Origin of the sequence: Pseudomonas sp. R5(2019) (assembly GCF_009905435.1) — a bacterium.
In the GTDB taxonomy this organism is placed as follows: Bacteria; Pseudomonadota; Gammaproteobacteria; order Pseudomonadales; family Pseudomonadaceae; genus Aquipseudomonas.
This window is the reverse complement of record NZ_JAAAMT010000001.1, coordinates 342,131-357,919: the sequence shown is the minus strand read 5'-3', so window position 1 is coordinate 357,919 and position 15,789 is coordinate 342,131. Positions and strand designations below refer to the sequence as shown.

Annotated in this window: 18 protein-coding genes; 13 read left to right on the top strand and 5 right to left on the bottom strand. The window is 58.7% G+C overall.

The genetic code is table 11. The features are described from left to right. The first annotated feature begins 8 nt into the window (after positions 1-8). The 7 genes from dmpE (at position 9) to GUY40_RS01500 (ending at position 5,323) form a co-directional block, all read left to right on the top strand. Positions 9-791, top strand: coding sequence for a 2-oxopent-4-enoate hydratase (dmpE, locus tag GUY40_RS01530; RefSeq protein WP_166567159.1), 783 nt, complete (start codon positions 9-11; stop codon positions 789-791). A gap of 11 nt (positions 792-802) precedes the next feature. Beyond that, positions 803-1,606: a 2-oxo-3-hexenedioate decarboxylase gene (dmpH, locus tag GUY40_RS01525; protein ID WP_166567158.1), complete on the top strand. Its 804-nt coding sequence runs from the start codon at positions 803-805 to the stop codon at positions 1,604-1,606. 16 nt (positions 1,607-1,622) lie between these two features. Then, complete coding sequence (locus GUY40_RS01520; RefSeq protein ID WP_166567157.1) at positions 1,623-1,823, top strand: 2-hydroxymuconate tautomerase family protein; 201 nt, start codon at positions 1,623-1,625, stop codon at positions 1,821-1,823. A 32-nt stretch (positions 1,824-1,855) separates the two neighbouring features. Continuing rightward, positions 1,856-2,794 carry an acetaldehyde dehydrogenase (acetylating) gene (locus GUY40_RS01515; protein ID WP_166567156.1) on the top strand — a complete coding sequence of 313 codons (939 nt, stop codon included), beginning with the start codon at positions 1,856-1,858 and terminating at the stop codon, positions 2,792-2,794. A gap of 4 nt (positions 2,795-2,798) precedes the next feature. Further along, on the top strand, positions 2,799-3,809 hold the full coding sequence (dmpG, locus tag GUY40_RS01510; RefSeq protein WP_166567155.1) for a 4-hydroxy-2-oxovalerate aldolase: 1,011 nt from the start codon (positions 2,799-2,801) through the stop codon (positions 3,807-3,809). Between the two features lie 109 nt (positions 3,810-3,918). Further along, positions 3,919-4,329 (top strand): nuclear transport factor 2 family protein, encoded by a 411-nt coding sequence (locus GUY40_RS01505; protein WP_166567154.1) that lies wholly within the window; start codon positions 3,919-3,921, stop codon positions 4,327-4,329. A gap of 85 nt (positions 4,330-4,414) precedes the next feature. Then, positions 4,415-5,323, top strand: coding sequence for a LysR family transcriptional regulator (locus tag GUY40_RS01500; RefSeq protein WP_166567153.1), 909 nt, complete (start codon positions 4,415-4,417; stop codon positions 5,321-5,323). Between the two features lies 1 nt (position 5,324). On the opposite strand, the gene GUY40_RS01495 is transcribed toward GUY40_RS01500, so the two are convergent. The 3 genes from GUY40_RS01495 to GUY40_RS01485 form a co-directional block, all read right to left on the bottom strand. Beyond that, entirely contained in the window at positions 5,325-6,263 is a 939-nt protein-coding gene (locus tag GUY40_RS01495) for a LysR substrate-binding domain-containing protein (RefSeq protein ID WP_166567152.1), read from the bottom strand. Between the two features lie 94 nt (positions 6,264-6,357). Next, a complete protein-coding gene (locus GUY40_RS01490; RefSeq protein ID WP_166567151.1) occupies positions 6,358-6,942 on the bottom strand; it encodes an isochorismatase family protein in 585 nt (194 codons plus the stop codon). Positions 6,943-7,006: 64 nt separating this feature from the next. Next, positions 7,007-7,843 carry a pirin family protein gene (locus tag GUY40_RS01485; protein WP_166567150.1) on the bottom strand — a complete coding sequence of 279 codons (837 nt, stop codon included), beginning with the start codon at positions 7,841-7,843 and terminating at the stop codon, positions 7,007-7,009. 106 nt (positions 7,844-7,949) lie between these two features. Between GUY40_RS01485 and GUY40_RS01480 the strand changes: the two genes are divergently transcribed. The 6 genes from GUY40_RS01480 (at position 7,950) to GUY40_RS01455 (ending at position 13,238) form a co-directional block, all read left to right on the top strand. Beyond that, positions 7,950-8,831, top strand: coding sequence for a LysR family transcriptional regulator (locus tag GUY40_RS01480; RefSeq protein ID WP_166567149.1), 882 nt, complete (start codon positions 7,950-7,952; stop codon positions 8,829-8,831). 44 nt (positions 8,832-8,875) lie between these two features. Next, positions 8,876-9,772 carry a LysR family transcriptional regulator gene (locus tag GUY40_RS01475; RefSeq protein WP_166567148.1) on the top strand — a complete coding sequence of 299 codons (897 nt, stop codon included), beginning with the start codon at positions 8,876-8,878 and terminating at the stop codon, positions 9,770-9,772. 154 nt (positions 9,773-9,926) lie between these two features. Then, entirely contained in the window at positions 9,927-10,691 is a 765-nt protein-coding gene (locus GUY40_RS01470) for an SDR family NAD(P)-dependent oxidoreductase (RefSeq protein ID WP_166567147.1), read from the top strand. Between the two features lie 79 nt (positions 10,692-10,770). Next, positions 10,771-11,229, top strand: a complete 459-nt coding sequence (locus GUY40_RS01465; protein WP_166567146.1) for an SRPBCC family protein — start codon at positions 10,771-10,773, stop codon at positions 11,227-11,229. A 136-nt stretch (positions 11,230-11,365) separates the two neighbouring features. Next, positions 11,366-12,130, top strand: a complete 765-nt coding sequence (locus GUY40_RS01460) for an SDR family NAD(P)-dependent oxidoreductase (RefSeq protein ID WP_166567192.1) — start codon at positions 11,366-11,368, stop codon at positions 12,128-12,130. Positions 12,131-12,290: 160 nt separating this feature from the next. Continuing rightward, positions 12,291-13,238: a transporter gene (locus tag GUY40_RS01455; RefSeq protein ID WP_166567145.1), complete on the top strand. Its 948-nt coding sequence runs from the start codon at positions 12,291-12,293 to the stop codon at positions 13,236-13,238. Positions 13,239-13,344: 106 nt separating this feature from the next. Here the strand turns inward: GUY40_RS01455 and mdlD are convergent, their stop codons facing one another. Together mdlD and GUY40_RS01445 are read right to left on the bottom strand one after the other, a co-directional pair. Continuing rightward, the gene (gene mdlD / locus GUY40_RS01450) at positions 13,345-14,655 is read right to left on the bottom strand and encodes an NAD(P)-dependent benzaldehyde dehydrogenase MdlD (RefSeq protein WP_166567144.1); all 1,311 of its coding nucleotides are present in this window, start codon (positions 14,653-14,655) and stop codon (positions 13,345-13,347) included. Positions 14,656-14,709: 54 nt separating this feature from the next. Further along, positions 14,710-15,789, bottom strand: coding sequence for an enolase C-terminal domain-like protein (locus GUY40_RS01445; protein ID WP_166567143.1), 1,080 nt, complete (start codon positions 15,787-15,789; stop codon positions 14,710-14,712).

The window sequence follows — 15,789 nt, the reverse complement described above, 5'->3', positions numbered from 1 at the left end:
AGCCTTTCATGAATCAACACGATATCCAGATCATCGGCCAGCAACTGCACAAGGCTCTCTGCGCACGTGAGGCGCTGGCGCCGCTGACCGACACTCATCCCGACATGACCCTGGAGCAGGCGTATCAGATCCAACTGGCAATGATCCAGCAGCGTCTGGACAACGGCGAAAGCGTCATTGGCAAAAAGATCGGCGTCACCAGCAAAGTGGTGATGGACATGCTTGGCGTCGACCAACCGGACTTCGGCCATCTGCTGTCGGACATGCTGTATGCCGACGGTGCAGCCATCGCCATCGACGGGCTGATTGCACCCAAGGCCGAGGGCGAGATTGCCTTTGTGCTCAAGGATGATCTGCGCGGCCCGGGCGTGACCGTGGCCGACGTGTTGCGGGCCACCGACTACGTGATGCCGTGTTTCGAGATCGTCGATTCGCGTATCCGTGACTGGAAGATCCGCATCCAGGACACGGTGGCTGACAACGCCTCGGCCGGGGCGTTCGTCCTCGGGGGGCAGGGGGTTGCGCCGCGTGACGTGGACCTGGCGTGCGTCGGCATGACCCTGGAAAAGAATGGCGAAGTGGTCGCCACCGGTGCCGGTGCCGCAGCACTTGGCCATCCGGCCAATGCGGTGGCATGGCTGGCCAACAAACTCGGCGAGCTCGGCATCGGCCTGAACAAGGGCGAAGTCATCCTCTCCGGTTCACTGGCGGCCATGGTACCGGTCAAGCCCGGCGACCAATTGCGCATCAGCCTCGGCGGCATCGGCTCGGCCGCCGTCCGTTTCGTTTGAAGGAAAATCCCATGAATCTTTCTGCAGCAACCATCGCCCAACTGGCAGAACACCTGGAAAACGCTGAGCTGAACCGCGAGGCGGTGACCAAGATCACCGACACCCATCCGGACATGGACTGGGAAGACGCCTATGCCATTCAGGACGCCATCCGTCAGCGCAAGGAATCCCGTGGCGTACGAATTACGGGCTTGAAGATGGGCCTGACTTCTTTCGCCAAGATGAAGCAGATGGGCGTCACTGATCCGATCCACGGCTTTATCACTGACTACGGTTCATGCCTGGACGGCGCGGCAATCGACGTCGACCGTTTGATCCATCCAAAGGTCGAGGCCGAGATTGCCTTCGTCCTCAAGCATCCACTCAAGGGACCGGGCGTCCACATCGGTGACGTTCTGGCGGCGACTGACTTCATCCTGCCAGCCGTTGAAGTGATCGACTCTCGCTATGAGAACTTTCGCTTCGACCTCAAGAGCGTCATCGCCGACAACACCTCTTCGGCTCGCTTTGTCACCGGCGGACAGATGTGCGGCGTGCAGGGTATCGATCTCAAATGCCTGGGCGTGGTGCTGGAGAAAAATGGCGAAGTGGTCGCCACCGGTGCCGGCGCCGCGGTACTCGGTCACCCGGCCCAGAGCGTAGCGATGCTCGCCAATATGCTGGGCGCCAAAGGCCGTGAGCTGCCGGCCGGCTGCTTCATTATGACCGGCGGTATCACCGAGGCCATTGCCGTCGCCGCGGGCGACAACATCACCGTGCGCTACCAGCATCTGGGCAGCGTATCCATGCGCTTTACCTCGTCCAGCCAGCGTTGATCAGGAGATTGCCAGCATGCCCATCGCCATGATCCACATCGCCGAAGGCCGCAGCGAAGAGAAGAAACACGCGCTACTGGTCAATGTCACCCGGGCTATCGCTGAAAGCCTCGACGCGCCGCTCGAAAGCGTCCGTGTGCTGATCCAGGAGATCCCCGAACGCCAGTGGGCCGCGGGCGGCAAGACCCTTGCCGAGCGCCGGCACAGCAACGCCTGACCCAGGCTGCGTACAACGACAGGACAATAACAATGAGTAACCGAATCAGCGTCGCCATTATCGGCTCGGGCAACATCGGCACCGACCTGATGATCAAGATTCTGCGCAATGGCAAACACCTGAAAATGGGCGCCATGGTCGGTATCGACCCCGCGTCCGACGGCCTGGCTCGTGCCGAGCGCATGGGCGTCGCGACCACCGCGGGTGGCATCGAAGGGCTGATGGCACTGCCGAATTTCAAGGACATCCGTATCGTCTTCGATGCCACCAGTGCTGGCGCCCATGAACGTCACAACGCACTGCTGCAGGCGCATGGCATCAAGGTGATCGACCTGACGCCGGCGGCCATCGGCCCTTACACGATTCCAGCCATCAACCTCGACGCCGAACTGGATGCGCCGAATATCAATATGGTCACCTGCGGGGGCCAGGCCACCATCCCGATCGTCGCCGCCGTGTCGCGCGTGGCCAAGGTGCACTACGGCGAGATCATTGCCTCGATCAGCAGCAAATCGGCGGGCCCGGGAACTCGCGCCAACATCGACGAGTTCACCGAAACCACCTCCAGGGCGATCGAGAAACTCGGCGGCGCCACCCGGGGCAAGGCGATCATTGTGCTCAACCCCGCCGAGCCACCCCTGATCATGCGCGACACCGTGTTTGTGCTGTCCGAGTCTGCCAGCCAGGACGAGATCGAGCGTTCCATCGAGGATATGGTGGCCAGTGTGCAGAGCTATACACCGGGGTATCGACTGAAGCAGAAGGTTCAGTTCGAAGAGATTCCCGCGGATGCACCGGTCAACGTGCCTGGCCTGGGCAAGCTCAGCGGGCTTAAAACTTCGGTATTCCTCGAAGTCGAAGGGGCTGCCCACTACCTGCCTGCCTACGCCGGAAATCTCGACATCATGACCTCGGCGGCCATGGCCTGCGCCGAGCGTATTGCAAGCACACGCCTGGGCTGCGAGGGATAAGTTCATGACACCGAAAAAGATCTACATCTCTGATGTGACCCTGCGTGACGGCAGCCATGCGGTGCGCCACCAGTACAGCCTCGAGAACGCCAGGCAGATTGCCAAGGCCCTGGATGACGCCAAGGTCGATTCCATCGAGGTCGCTCATGGCGACGGTTTGCAAGGTTCCAGTTTCAACTACGGCTTCGGCGCCCATAGCGACCTGGAGTGGATCGAGGCTGTGGCGAGCGTCACCCGGCACGCCATGATCACCACGCTGCTGTTGCCCGGTATCGGCACTATCCACGACCTCAAGGATGCGCATTCGGCCGGCGCCCGCGGTGCTCGAATCGCGACGCACTGCACCGAGGCGGACGTGTCGCGCCAGCACATTGAATCCGCGCGCAAGCTGGACATGGACGTGGTGGGCTTTTTGATGATGAGCCATATGCAGACCCCGCAGGGCCTGGCCCAGCAGGGCAAGCTGATGGAAAGCTACGGCGCCAACTGTATTTACGTGGTCGATTCTGGCGGTGCTCTGAACATGAGCGACGTACGCGATCGATTCCGCGCCTTGAAAGACGTGCTCGATCCACAGACGCAAACCGGCATTCATGCCCACCACAACCTGAGCCTGGGCGTTGCCAACTCCATCGTCGCGGTGCAAGAGGGCTGCGATCGCGTTGATGCCAGCCTTGCGGGCATGGGTGCCGGTGCCGGCAACGCGCCACTGGAAGTCTTCATTGCTGCTGCCCAGCGGCTGGGCTGGAACCACGGCACCGATCTTTACACGCTGATGGATGCCGCCGATGACATCGTTCGTCCGCTTCAGGATCGCCCTGTGCGCGTGGACCGGGAGACCCTGGCGTTGGGTTATGCAGGTGTCTATTCCAGCTTCCTGCGTCATGCCGAGGCCGCTGCGAAGCGCTACGGCCTGAGCACCGTGGACATTCTGGTGGAGTTGGGGCGACGCAAGATGGTCGGCGGCCAGGAGGACATGATTGTCGATGTGGCGCTGGACCTGACACGCCGCTGAGATTGGTGCAGTGGCGCAACAGGCTTTGGTGTTTTTGCTGTATTGCCCTCTAGAGGGTCTGTCAATAAAGTCAGACTCGAAAAACAACAACAAGAATCAAAGGTGCTCCATGAACCCTGAATTGAAAGGTATGTTCGAAAGCGTCGATAACAAGTCCGTCGAGGGCTTTCTGAGCTATCTGGCGGACGACGTCGTGTTTCGGTTTGGCAACGCGCCTGAAATAGCGGGCAAGGAGGATGTGCGGGCCGGGATCGAACGCTTCTTCTCCCAGATCGTCTCCCTCGAACACGTTCTCAAAGGGGTGTGGAATGAGGGTGAAACGACCATATTGCAGTTTGATACGTACTACACCAAACAGGATGGCGTCATCGTCGGTGTACCGTGCTGTGTGGTGGTGCGATTCAATGCCGAGCGGTTGATCAATGATTATCGTATCCATATTGATCTCTCTCCTCTGTACACCAGTACGCCCGACCGTTATCTGATCCGGGCTTCTGCACCGTCGTCCATGCACCTGTAACAGTGGTTCCGCGCTTGCTGGCCGTCGCCTCTGGATACGGCTGGCAGGTGTTTCGTTTTTTCCGTGAATCGTGGTCAACGCTGTGATGAAGGATTTGAATCTGCTTTACACCTTTGAAGCGCTTTGGCGAGATCATTCGGCTTCGATTGCCGCGCAGAACCTGGGCGTGACCCAGGCAGCCGTCAGTGGGGCGCTCAAGCGTCTGCGACAGAACTATGGCGACCGGCTGTTCACACTGGTCGGCAGACGGATGGAGCCTACCCCGTTCTGTATCCATATCGCGCCGCAACTGTTGGAGTCGCTTAGCCTGGTCAGGGCAGCGGGAAGCCTGATGGTCAGGTTTGATCCAAAGCTGTGTCAAAAGTCCTTCACCCTCAGAATGCGCGACGTAGGCGAGGTCGTATGCCTGCCCCCGATCATTCAGGAACTGGCCAGTCTCGCACCGCAGGCGCGCATGCACACCGTCGGCGGCGGGATGGATGAAACCCTCAATGGTCTGGCAACCGGCAGAATAGACCTGGCGCTTGGCTTTATGCCGACACTTCAGACCGACATTCATCGCGTAGCGGTTTTTTCCCAACACTACGTCTGCGCGATGCGCCGCAATCACCCCTTGGCCGACCGCGGGTTGAGCCTGGAAGCCTTTAGCGCATGTGAGCATTTGATCGTGGAGGCGGGCGGTAGCGGCCATCTGGCCCTTGAGCGAGCGCTGATCGATGCGGGTGGCAGAGATTGCATCAAGATGCGCGTGCCCCAGTATTTGTCCGGCCCGCATCTGCTGCTCGAAACCGACATGGTGTGGACGTTACCCTGTGCGCTGGGGAAGATCCTGGCACGCTACTACCCCCTTGTCATTCAACCGCTGCCGCTGCAGGTTCCCTCCTTCGAGATCGATTTGTATTGGCACGATCGATTTCACCGCGACCCGCAAAACAAATGGCTCAGAGAGATGGTGAGTCGGGTGCTGCGCAGTCAGCAATCGGCATGGCAGTAGTTCAAACCGACGTGTCGATGGTGATGCTTCGTTCCTGAATGCTTTGGGGCAAATGCTCGCTCAGGTAATCGATCAGGCTGCGAACTGACGGCAACATGCCTTTGGGCTTTGGATAGAGCAGATGAATAAGGTGAGTGGGACCTGCCCAGGAGGGCATGACGATCTCGAGAACCTTGGCGCGAACCGAAGCCGCCGCTATCGGTTCTGGCAGCAGGGCGACGCCCAGGCCATTGACGGCTGCCTCCAACTGCATTCGCAGATCGTCCGAGATCAAGCAGGGCTTATGGTTGAGCAGGATGTCCTCATCGGTTGAGCCATGCAGGAGCCAGCGGCCGATACCATCGTGTAGATCACCCGGCCGGCAGAGTGTCTGCAGTTCTGATAACGCCTTGAGCGTGGCCGGTCGACCCACGCGATCAAGGAACCTGGGGCTTGCCACAAGGATTCGCTTGGCGCTGCCCAGGCGCTTTGCAACCAGCCCCGCCGTTTCTTCAATCTGGGGGCGAGCGCGCAAGGCAACGTCGAACCGCTCTTCAAACAGGTCAACTTGCCGGTCTACCGCATTGAGTTCCAGGCGTACCTTCGGATACTTTTCCATGTACGCGGGCAGCAGCGGAGACAAGTAGCTCTGCGCCATGACCTGCGGGCAACTCAAGCGCACGATGCCAACGGGTTCGCGTCGAAGATGTTCGACACTTTCATAGGCCGCCTCAGCGCCATCGACGACGGCCAGACTCTGGGTATAAAAGTGCTGACCGGCTTCCGTCAGCGAAACCTGGCGCGTAGTGCGGTGTAACAAGCGGGCGCCCACTCGCTTTTCCAGAAAGGCAATATGCCGGCTGAGCAGGGTTTTTTCGATGCCTGTGGCTCTTGCTGCCGCGGAAAAGCCTCCATGCTTGACCACAAGAACGAAGTAATAGAGGTCATTCAGGTCTTTCATGCAGCGTGTGCTCTCTTGCAATTAGGGTGGGCGTTCAATCGGGGTTGACTGGCCGGGCCTGTGACAGCTTGCGGCCAGTCATGCCCTGGACTGTTCAGCCTTGCAGCGCCTTCATCAGCACTTGTACCAGCTGACCGCCCTCGGGTGTGGCCCAGCTTCCCGCCAGCTCCGCGATGACCTGGTTGGTCGTGGTCAGCGTGACGCCGCCTTTTTCCATTCGGCGCAAGGCGATGTCATCGGCCATGGCGGTGGGCGAGCCGCCACCATCGGCGACGACCTGAACTTCATAACCGTCGCGGACCAGACTCAGAGCCGGGTACACCGTGCACACATCGTTGGTGACCCCGGCGATGATCAGTTTTTTACGACCGGTCGCCTTGACGGCTGCCGCGAAGTTTTCGTCGTCCATGGCATTGACGATGCCCAGTCGTTTGATGCGCGAAGCAAACTCGGCCGGCAGAATCTGCTCCAGCTCCTTGAGCAGCGGGCCTTGCGCATGTTCCTCCATGCTCGAGGTGAGGACCACGGGGAGTTTCAAGATGCTGCCGGCCTCGGCAAGCATCAGCGCGTTGCGTTTAAGCTCCTCGAAAGGAATGGATTTCACCCAGCCCATGGTGCCGACCTGATGGTCGATCAGCAGCAGGGCAGCGTTGTCAGCACTGAATTTTTCGTAAGACATGATGCTTTCTCCTGGCAGGTAGGGTGGGGCGCTCAGGCCCCGGTTCAACGGCTGTGAAAGTCCATCAGCGCGGTTGCAGCGTTCCGAATTCGCCATGGCGATAGGCGTCGACCGCCTTCGACAGAGCGGTTGAAGAAGCAAGAGCCAACGGCCCTTGCCAGTGGACTGGTTGACCGAGCGGCAAGCCGTGAAACAACACGGCTTTCAGGTTGCCGTCTCTGGCGGACAAAGTGACGATGCGATCCTCGGTGTGAGGCAGATTCACGGGGACCTTGGGTTCGTCCATGTTGTAAGGGAGATCGTCGACCCAGACCTCGCCACTAATTGGCAGGACAAAGGCCGTTTGCCCTTCGGGGATCGGAACCTTGACCGACGTCCCGGCCTGCAGCGAGATATCCAGCATAGTCACCTCAGTGGGCAGCTCCAGTGGCGAGCTGAGCGAGGCGTAGCTGCCCAGCGGGACTCTCACCTTGACGCCCGGGGTGCGAATGACAGGAACATCCTGAGGCGCGATGCTCAAGACAAACGGCGGTTCATCCTGGCGCTGAACGGGGAGGTTGATGAATATCTGCAGCATATGCACCGTTTTGCCGGGCTCTGCAGGCACTTCCTCATGCACCACTCCACGGCCAGAAGCGGTCCAGTGCAAGCCACCTGGCTGAATCAGGTTGCGGTTATCCAGCGAGTCACGGTTGTCGATGCCTGTCTCTGAGTCGAGGAACAAATACGACACCGCCGAGAAGCCCGCATGCGGGTGCGGTGGAAAGGTTGGCCCGCTCATCCAGGCATGGTCGACCGCCAGAAAGGGGTCGAGGGTCCCGGCCGAATGTTCGCCACGAAGGGAGAACGCGCGAAATTGGCCGCCGTGATTCATGCGTTGCATACGTGCAGTCGTCATCATGGCTGCGGTACTCCTCGGTGAGTTGATGGGAGTATCTTTCATCAATCCGCAGACGAGATAAACTGGCTAAAATTGAATTGACTGATCCACTGATGGAGCAATCGACGTGGAGCTTTTGAATGACATGGCCCTGTTCGTAGAAGTCGTCAAAGCACGCAGCTTCCGCGGGGCGGCTGAGGCGATGGGGATGCCCAACTCGACCGTGTCACGGCGGATCAGCGGCCTGGAAAAGGCTATCGGCCTGAGGCTGTTACATCGTACTACCCGCAAGATCGAACTGACCGAGGCCGGGCAGCTGTATTTCGACCGCTGCAAGCGCATCGTCGACGAAGCCAGGCTTGCCCATGAACAGTTGGGCGAGATGCTCGCGCACCCCAGCGGGCTGTTGCGAGCGTCGCTGCCCGTGGACTTTGCCACCGTCTATCTGGCTCCCCACATCGCCGAGTTTGCCCGGCGCTACCCCGGGATCAGCTTTGAGTTTGACCTGACACCGCGCCAGGTCGACCTGGTGAGTGAGCCGGTCGATGTGGTGATCCGCATGGGCGAACCTGCCGATTCACATCTGATCGCACGCAAGCTGGCGAGCCTTCCTCGTCGCTTATATGCCTCGCCGGGTTACCTGCAGCGATACGGCGAACCGGAACATCCTGCTGATCTGGTGCATCACGAATGCCTGCGTCTACGCACGCTCAAGACCGGCAGTTGGCAGTTATCCAACCACGGTAAAACGATCGAGGTTGAGGTCGGCGGGCGCTTTCAGCTCAACAGCGTGGGGATGATTCGCCGCCTGGCGACCCTCGATCTGGGGATCGCGATTTTGCCTGAAGCCATTGCCGCAGATGACCTGCAAAGTGGCGCGCTGCGCAGCATCCTTGGGCAATGGCAGCCTAATCCCATTGCGGTCTACGCCCTGACGGAAACACGTTTACTGCCAGCCAAGACTCAGCGCTTCATTGAGTTTCTGCGCGAGCAACTGGATCGCGCCTAGCGTGGGAATTCTGTGTATTCAAACTATTTGGTCTTGTTATAAAAATGCGTACTGACCTGAATCTACTTCGTGTTTTATTGGCCGTTTATGAAACCGGTAATGTCACCGCCGCCGCAAAGCGGCTGGGCATGAGCCAACCCGCGGCGAGTGCCGCGTTGGCTCGGTTGCGCCATTCACTGGGCGATCCTTTGTTCATTCGCTCGGGCAACTTGATGGAAGCCACGCCGCGGGCCCAGGGCATTATCGAACGCACCCGGGAAGTGATCGAGATCATCGACAGGGATATTCTCAGCGGCCCCTCGTTCGACCCCACCACCAGCGAGCATGAGTTCGTCTTTTGCCTGAGCGAAGTCGGCGAGGTGGTTTTTCTGCCTGCGCTGTTCGAACGCTTGCGCCATGTTGCACCGAAAGCTCGGGTGCGTACCGTCAGCCTGGCACCCGAGGCATTGGTGGAGAGTCTGCATGAAGGCCGGGTGGATGCGGTGCTCGGCTATTTTCCCGACCTGACAACGCCCAACATCTACCAACAGCGACTGTTCTCGCACGACCTGACCTGCCTGATCCGACTCGATCATCCCTTGGCCGGCGAGCGCCTGTCGCTGGAAGATTTCAGCAGGCTGGAGCATCTTCAGGTGCGCGATGGCAGCCGCCGCCAGGAAATGTTCGAAGCGCACCTGAGCAAAGCCGGCATTCGCCGCAACATTGTGCTGCAGACGTCTCACTACATGAGTGTGCCTTCCATCATTGAGCGCTCCGATCTGATTGTGGTGTTACCCCGCACAGTCGCCAACCTGTACACCCACCACCTGAACGTCAGGATGATTGAACCGCCGATGGAAATCCCCCGTTACGACCTCAAGCAATACTGGCATGCCCGCTTTCATGAGGCACCCAGGGGCGTCTGGTTGCGGCGTTTGATCATGGAATTGTTCAACAGTTGAAGCGATTCGAATATTCATTGGTGCGTGCGAGCAACAGTCTTTAGCGATTTCGTTGTCTAGTCAGTCGGTGTCGGGCTACCTAAAGTTCAGCGACCGCTCGGGTAGGGCCTGAGTGGCACGTGATAACAACAACGTAGCCGATGGAAGCCCCGCTATGACTGATTTGCTGGAACGAAACATTATGGTCACCGGCGCATCCGGTGGTATCGGAAAAGCCGCCGTGATCGCATTTGCACAAGCCGGTGCCAGGGTCATCATGCTGGACCGTGATGTTGCCGGTTTGCAGGATGTCGCTGAAACCGTAAAGGCCAGCGGCGGCAACACCCATGCCATCGAATGCGATGTCACCGATGAAGCGGGCATCGAAGCCGCGATTGCCGAAGTGGTGGATCGATTCGGCGCGCTGCATGGCGCGTTCAATAATGCGGGAATTGAACAGAGCAATTTGCCCCTGCATGAAATTTCTGCGCAGGCCTGGGCGCGCATTATCGATATTGACCTGACCGGTGTCTTCTACTGCATGAAGCACCAGGTGCGGGCCATGCTCATGTCTGGCGGCGGGTCGATTGTCAACACCGCTTCTGCATTGGGGGCTGTGGCGATCAGTTCAGCCTCCGATTATATCGCCGCAAAACATGGTGTCGTTGGCCTCACCAAAGCCGCCGCCGTGGATTACGGCCCCCGCAATATCCGCGTCAATGCCATTCTGCCGGGCATTATCGAGACGCCGTTGATTCTGCGTGCCAGCCAGGAACCGAACTTTGCCAAGCAGTTCCAGGCGCTGCGTGATCGGCATCCGATCGGTCGCTTCGGGCAGCCTGAAGAGATCGCCGCCGCCGCGCTGTGGCTATTGTCGGATGCCGCCAGTTTTGTCACGGGAACGTCAATGTCCGTGGACGGCGGTTACCTGGCCATCTGATGCGGCCGTTGTTTTATGTCTGCAGTCATCCTCTCGTCAGTGATTGTCTGTGCGGTTCAATTAATTAAAAGGTGTCACCATGATTACTGTAAGCCGTCGTCTTGAAGTCAACCCCGCCACTGAAGCAACGCACTTGAACAAAGACCAGGTCTGGCAGGGCTTGGTAAACAAAGCGCGAAATGCCGTGCCCTATGTGAGTGCGATCTCACGCTGTGATGTGATTGAAGAGCAGGGCGACCGTTTGATCCGCGAAGTGGAATTGCACGGTGAGACGCTGCGGGAATTGATCACGTTCATTCCTCAAGAGCGTGTCGAGTTTGTCAGGATTTCCGGCAATGCTCGCGGCATCATTAAAAATATCATTGAAGAAGAGGGCGGAAACTTGTATTTGCGCTTCACCTTCGACTTCACGCTGGTCGGCGTCGAAGCCAACAGCCCACAAGAAGCCGAGTTTGCCAAAGGCATGGAAGCGGCCTATCTGGCTGCGGTGAACTCAACACTTAAACAGATGCGTGAAAGTTCGTCGAAAGCCGCTTGAATAGTTAACGTTTAAAAATCATTTCCTCGTTGCGCCTGATGAACTGCTTCCCCTGCCGATGATGTGCCTGCGCTCTCGATCGGCGGGAAGCGCTCGTTTGAATACCCCTAATAATTATCCAATGCAGGAAAAAGTCATGAGTGATCGTTTGAAAGACAAGGTGTGCATTGTGACCGGCACCGGTGGCTCCATGGGGCGGGCAGCGGCTTTGATGTTCGCCCGGCAAGGCGCGAAAGTGGTCGGCTGTGATATCAACCGCGAAGCGGCTGAACAGACACTGGACCAGGTCACGTCGATGGGCGGGGAGATGGTCTCTCTGAGCAACTGCGATCTAACGGATATGGCTCACTGCAAGCAGCTGGTAGAACTGGCCGTGTCGAGCTACGGTCGAGTCGACGTCTTGTTCAATAATGCGGCGATGGCTTATTTCGGTTGGGTTGACCAGATTTCGGATGACGACTGGCATCGGACCATCGATCAAGAGTTGAACCTGGTGTTCAATCTTGTGCGAGCCGCCTGGCCAGAACTGATCAAATCGCCGGGCGCGTCCATTATCAATACCGCCTCCGTCTCGGCATGGTCGACCTATCGCTTATTGCCCGGTATCGCGCACTCCGCTGCGAAAGGAGCCGTGCTTTCGATGACTCGACAGCTGGCGATGGAAGGGCGTGTCCATGGCTTGCGCGCGAACAGCATCTCTCCCGGCCTGATCGAAACCAAGCAAACCCTTCCGTTGCTGGAGGACCCCGAGTGGGCTGAAGCAATGGTGGGCAAGGTGATGCTGGGGCGCATGGGCAAACCTGAAGAGGTGGCGGCCACCGCCTTGTTCCTGGCGTCGGACGAAAGCTCATTCATCACCGGTGCCGATATAAGAGTGGACGGCGGAACAACGGCGTGGTGACAGGTAATTAAAATAGCCTCCGGCAACCGCTGACCCTTTGCTGGAGGCAGGCACTGGACATTTCAGACGGAAAATAGAACACCGTTAATTGTTTTGCACGCTGATAAATCGCACAAATCTCTGTAATCCAAAAATAATAATTTATATGAGATCCTCTCTTATGCTGCGCGTAAGTGCTGTGCCCCTTCGAACAAAATTCCTTTCATCCTGTACGGCCTGCTTATTGCTGACCGGAACTCAAGCATTTGCCACGGAATATAATGGAACGGCTTATCCGCTCGGTCTTGATACCGCATTGGCCGGTCGAATGCCACCGCCAGGGCTTACGACGTTTTTGTACGCGTCCGCCTATGAATCGAATGAGCTGAAGGATACAAACGGCCACAGCAAGGCGGGCATAGAAGATTTTATGCTCCGCTATCAGGCACTGGCGGTCTGTCTTGACTATGTATATTCAGACTACTCCTTGTTGGGCGGGACATTGGCGAGTCGTGCGGCGCTGCCCTTTATCAAGGGTGAGGTGAGCTTCTATGCAAATACGCCCCAAGGGCGTGTCCGCTACCGTGGCAAGAGTGAGGGCTTTGCCAATGTGGCGGTGACGCCATTGTTTCTGGGGTGGGGGTCTTCGCGTTATCACCAAATGGTGGGGGTGGATTTTTATCTGCCCACAGGCTCCTATGACAAAGACCGGCTCTTCAACGCAGGCACCAATGTACTGTCGTATTCCCCTTGGTTTTCGCTGACCGCTCACCCCATAGAGAACTGGGAGATGAGTGCGAAAATTCTGTACATGGTAAACGGCAAAAACGACGCGACGAATTACACGTCAGGCGATGAGGTGATCGCTGACTATCACTTGGGCTATAGCGTCAGCAGCAATTGGCAAATCGGGATGAGCGGGTACCTGTATAAACAAGTGTCGGACGACGAAAGCCACGGTCTATCCGTGGGCGATGATGGCAATCGCGGACGAGTGCTTGCTTATGGCCCTTCACTGAAATACCAGACGCCGGCGTTTGGTGTTCTTGTGAAGTGGCAACACGAGACCCAGGTAGAAAATCGAGCCAAGGGCGAACGCATTTGGCTCCAGGCGGTTTTGCGGTTTTAGGTGAAGTGACTGAAACATCCAGTCCTGACGCGGCGGCAACACCTTTGCGCATGCCAGGCCGCTGCTTACCTGCAGCGGCTTTCAGTCAGCCCTGAACCAGTGAAGGTCAAGCCACGATCCGCACGGATTTTTTATGGGTAAACGCCAGGAAGCTGTAGTGGCCGTGGTACTCGCCCATGCCTGAAGCCCCTACGCCGCCGAATGGCAGGTACGGTGAGAAGGCATGGAGCATGACACCGTTCACCTGGGCATCACCGGACTGGATGTGGTTGATGATGGGTTTGGCCTGTTCCGCGTCGCCGGTGAACACATAAACGGCCAGCGGCTTGGGGTGATGGCGGTTAATCAATTCGACCGCCGACTCGATCGACTCGAAACTCAGGACCGGAAGGATCGGACCGAACAACTCTTCGGCCATCAGTGCATCACCCCATTGCACTTGGTCGACCACCGTGGCGCTGAAGATGCGCTTGTCTGCATCGGCCTGGCCGCCTACCCGCACGTTGCCGCGGCTCTGGCCGAGGATGGCCTGGAGCCGAGCGACTTGATGGCTGGTGACGAGCTTGCCGGTGGAGGCCATATCCGGCAATTCATGCTTGACCCGCTCGACCAGTTTAGCCAGCAGCGCTTGCTCGATGCTGCTGTGAACATACAGATAGTCTGGCGCGATGCAGGTCTGGCCACTGTTGATGAATTTGCCAAACATCACTTCGGATACCACCTGATCCAGATCAGCATCCGGCAGCACGATCAGTGGGCACTTGCCGCCCAGTTCCAATACCACCGGGGTGAGGTTCGCGGCAGCGGCGTGCATCACCACCTTGCCGACGCTGGGGCTGCCGGTGAAGAAGATGAAGTCGAACGGCAAGCTCAATAGATGGGTGTTTTCCTCGCGCCCGCCCTGGACGACGGCGATGTAATCACGGGAGAACGCTTCAGTCATGATCTTTTCGATGATGGCCGATGTTTGCGGTGTGGTTTCCGAAGGTTTCAGGATGCAGGTATTGCCACCGATGATGGCGCCGATCAGCGGCGTGAGCGTGAGGTTCACCGGGTAATTGAATGGGCCGATGATGTAGGTCACGCCAAACGGCTCCTGAGTGATATAGCACTGCGAGGGGGCGATGATGTCGGCTGTCGGTACTGCCTGGGGGGCAGTCCATTGATCGAGGTGCGCCAGGGCGAAGTCGATTTCATGGACGACCGCGCCGATCTCCGCCAGGTCAACGTGCTCGCGCGGTTTGCCCAGGTCGGCGTCGAGCGCTGCATACAGCAGCTCCCGGTTGTTGAGCAGCGCCAGTTTCAGGCGCTCCAGGCTGTGTTTACGGAAGGCAATGTCGTAGGTCTGGCGTGAGGCAAAGAACGCCTGTTGCTGGGCGAAAAGTGCGTCGATGGCGACGGGGGCAAGGTAGTTCATGCGGGCTTTCCTGATCTGAAAGAGTGGCGTGGCTGTGCGGCTCGAGTACGGTGCTCAAATGCTGTACTTGGTGATCTGTTCTTCTCGCCAGATGATCCCGGCGCCAGGCAGGTCTGGAATCACGGCATGGCCGTTCTCGAATACCAGCGTGGGTTCGGTCACCGCACCGGCGATGTCCAGGCGCTCCAGCCAGTCGGCTGTAGGGGTGACCGCCAGCAGGTGAGCGCTGAACTCCTGGAACAGGTGGCTGGACACCGGTAAGCCGAATTGCTGAGCCAATGCGCTGGCGCGCTGCCAGCCGGTCACGCCGCCAATCTTCATGAGGTCGGGCATCGCCAGGTCACTGGCCTGTGCCGACAGGGCCTTGAACATCTCCTCTGGCCCGAACCAGTTTTCACCGAGCTGGATCGGCACGCGTAACGCCTTGCGGATCTGGGCGTGCCCGGCATAGTCGTATTGCACGGTCGGTTCCTCGATCCAGGTAACCCCTTCATCCTGCAGGGCCTGGCCACGGCGGATGGCCTCGGCTACCCCAAGGCTCTGGTTATAGTCGACCATGATGTCGAAGTCCTGGCCGACCTCGGCGCGCATGCTGCGCACCACTCGCACATCTTCGGCCAGCGTGCTGTAGCCGATCTTGGTCTTGACCGCCTTGAACCCGGCCTCGGCGGCCAGGCTTGCGCGTTCAGTGGCCAGCCGCTCACCGTCCAGGCTGTGGCTGTCGTAACTTTTGATCGGGCGCAGGCTGCCGCCCAGGCACTTGGCCAGAGGCAATTTCTGTACCTTGGCCAGTGCGTCCCAGGCGGCCATGTCGATGCCCGCGGCCGCCATGCGGACCAGGCCGGTAAAACCCAACAGGCAAAAGCGCTTGCTCAAGGCGTGTTCGATGTCGTGGGGGGCCAGCGGCTCGCCCTCGATCAGCCGCGCTACTTCATCAATCATCTGCTTGAGAGGCTTCAGGGCAGAAGGGGTGTAGGCGAACACATAGGCATGCCCGGTCACACCGGCATCTGTGATCAGGTCAAGCAATACCAGGGGGGCCGTCGCGACGGTGCCAACCGCGGTGTGGATGGGGTAGGCGAGGGGAACGTTGACGGCGCGGGATTTGACGCCGGTGATGGATGCAGCAGTCAT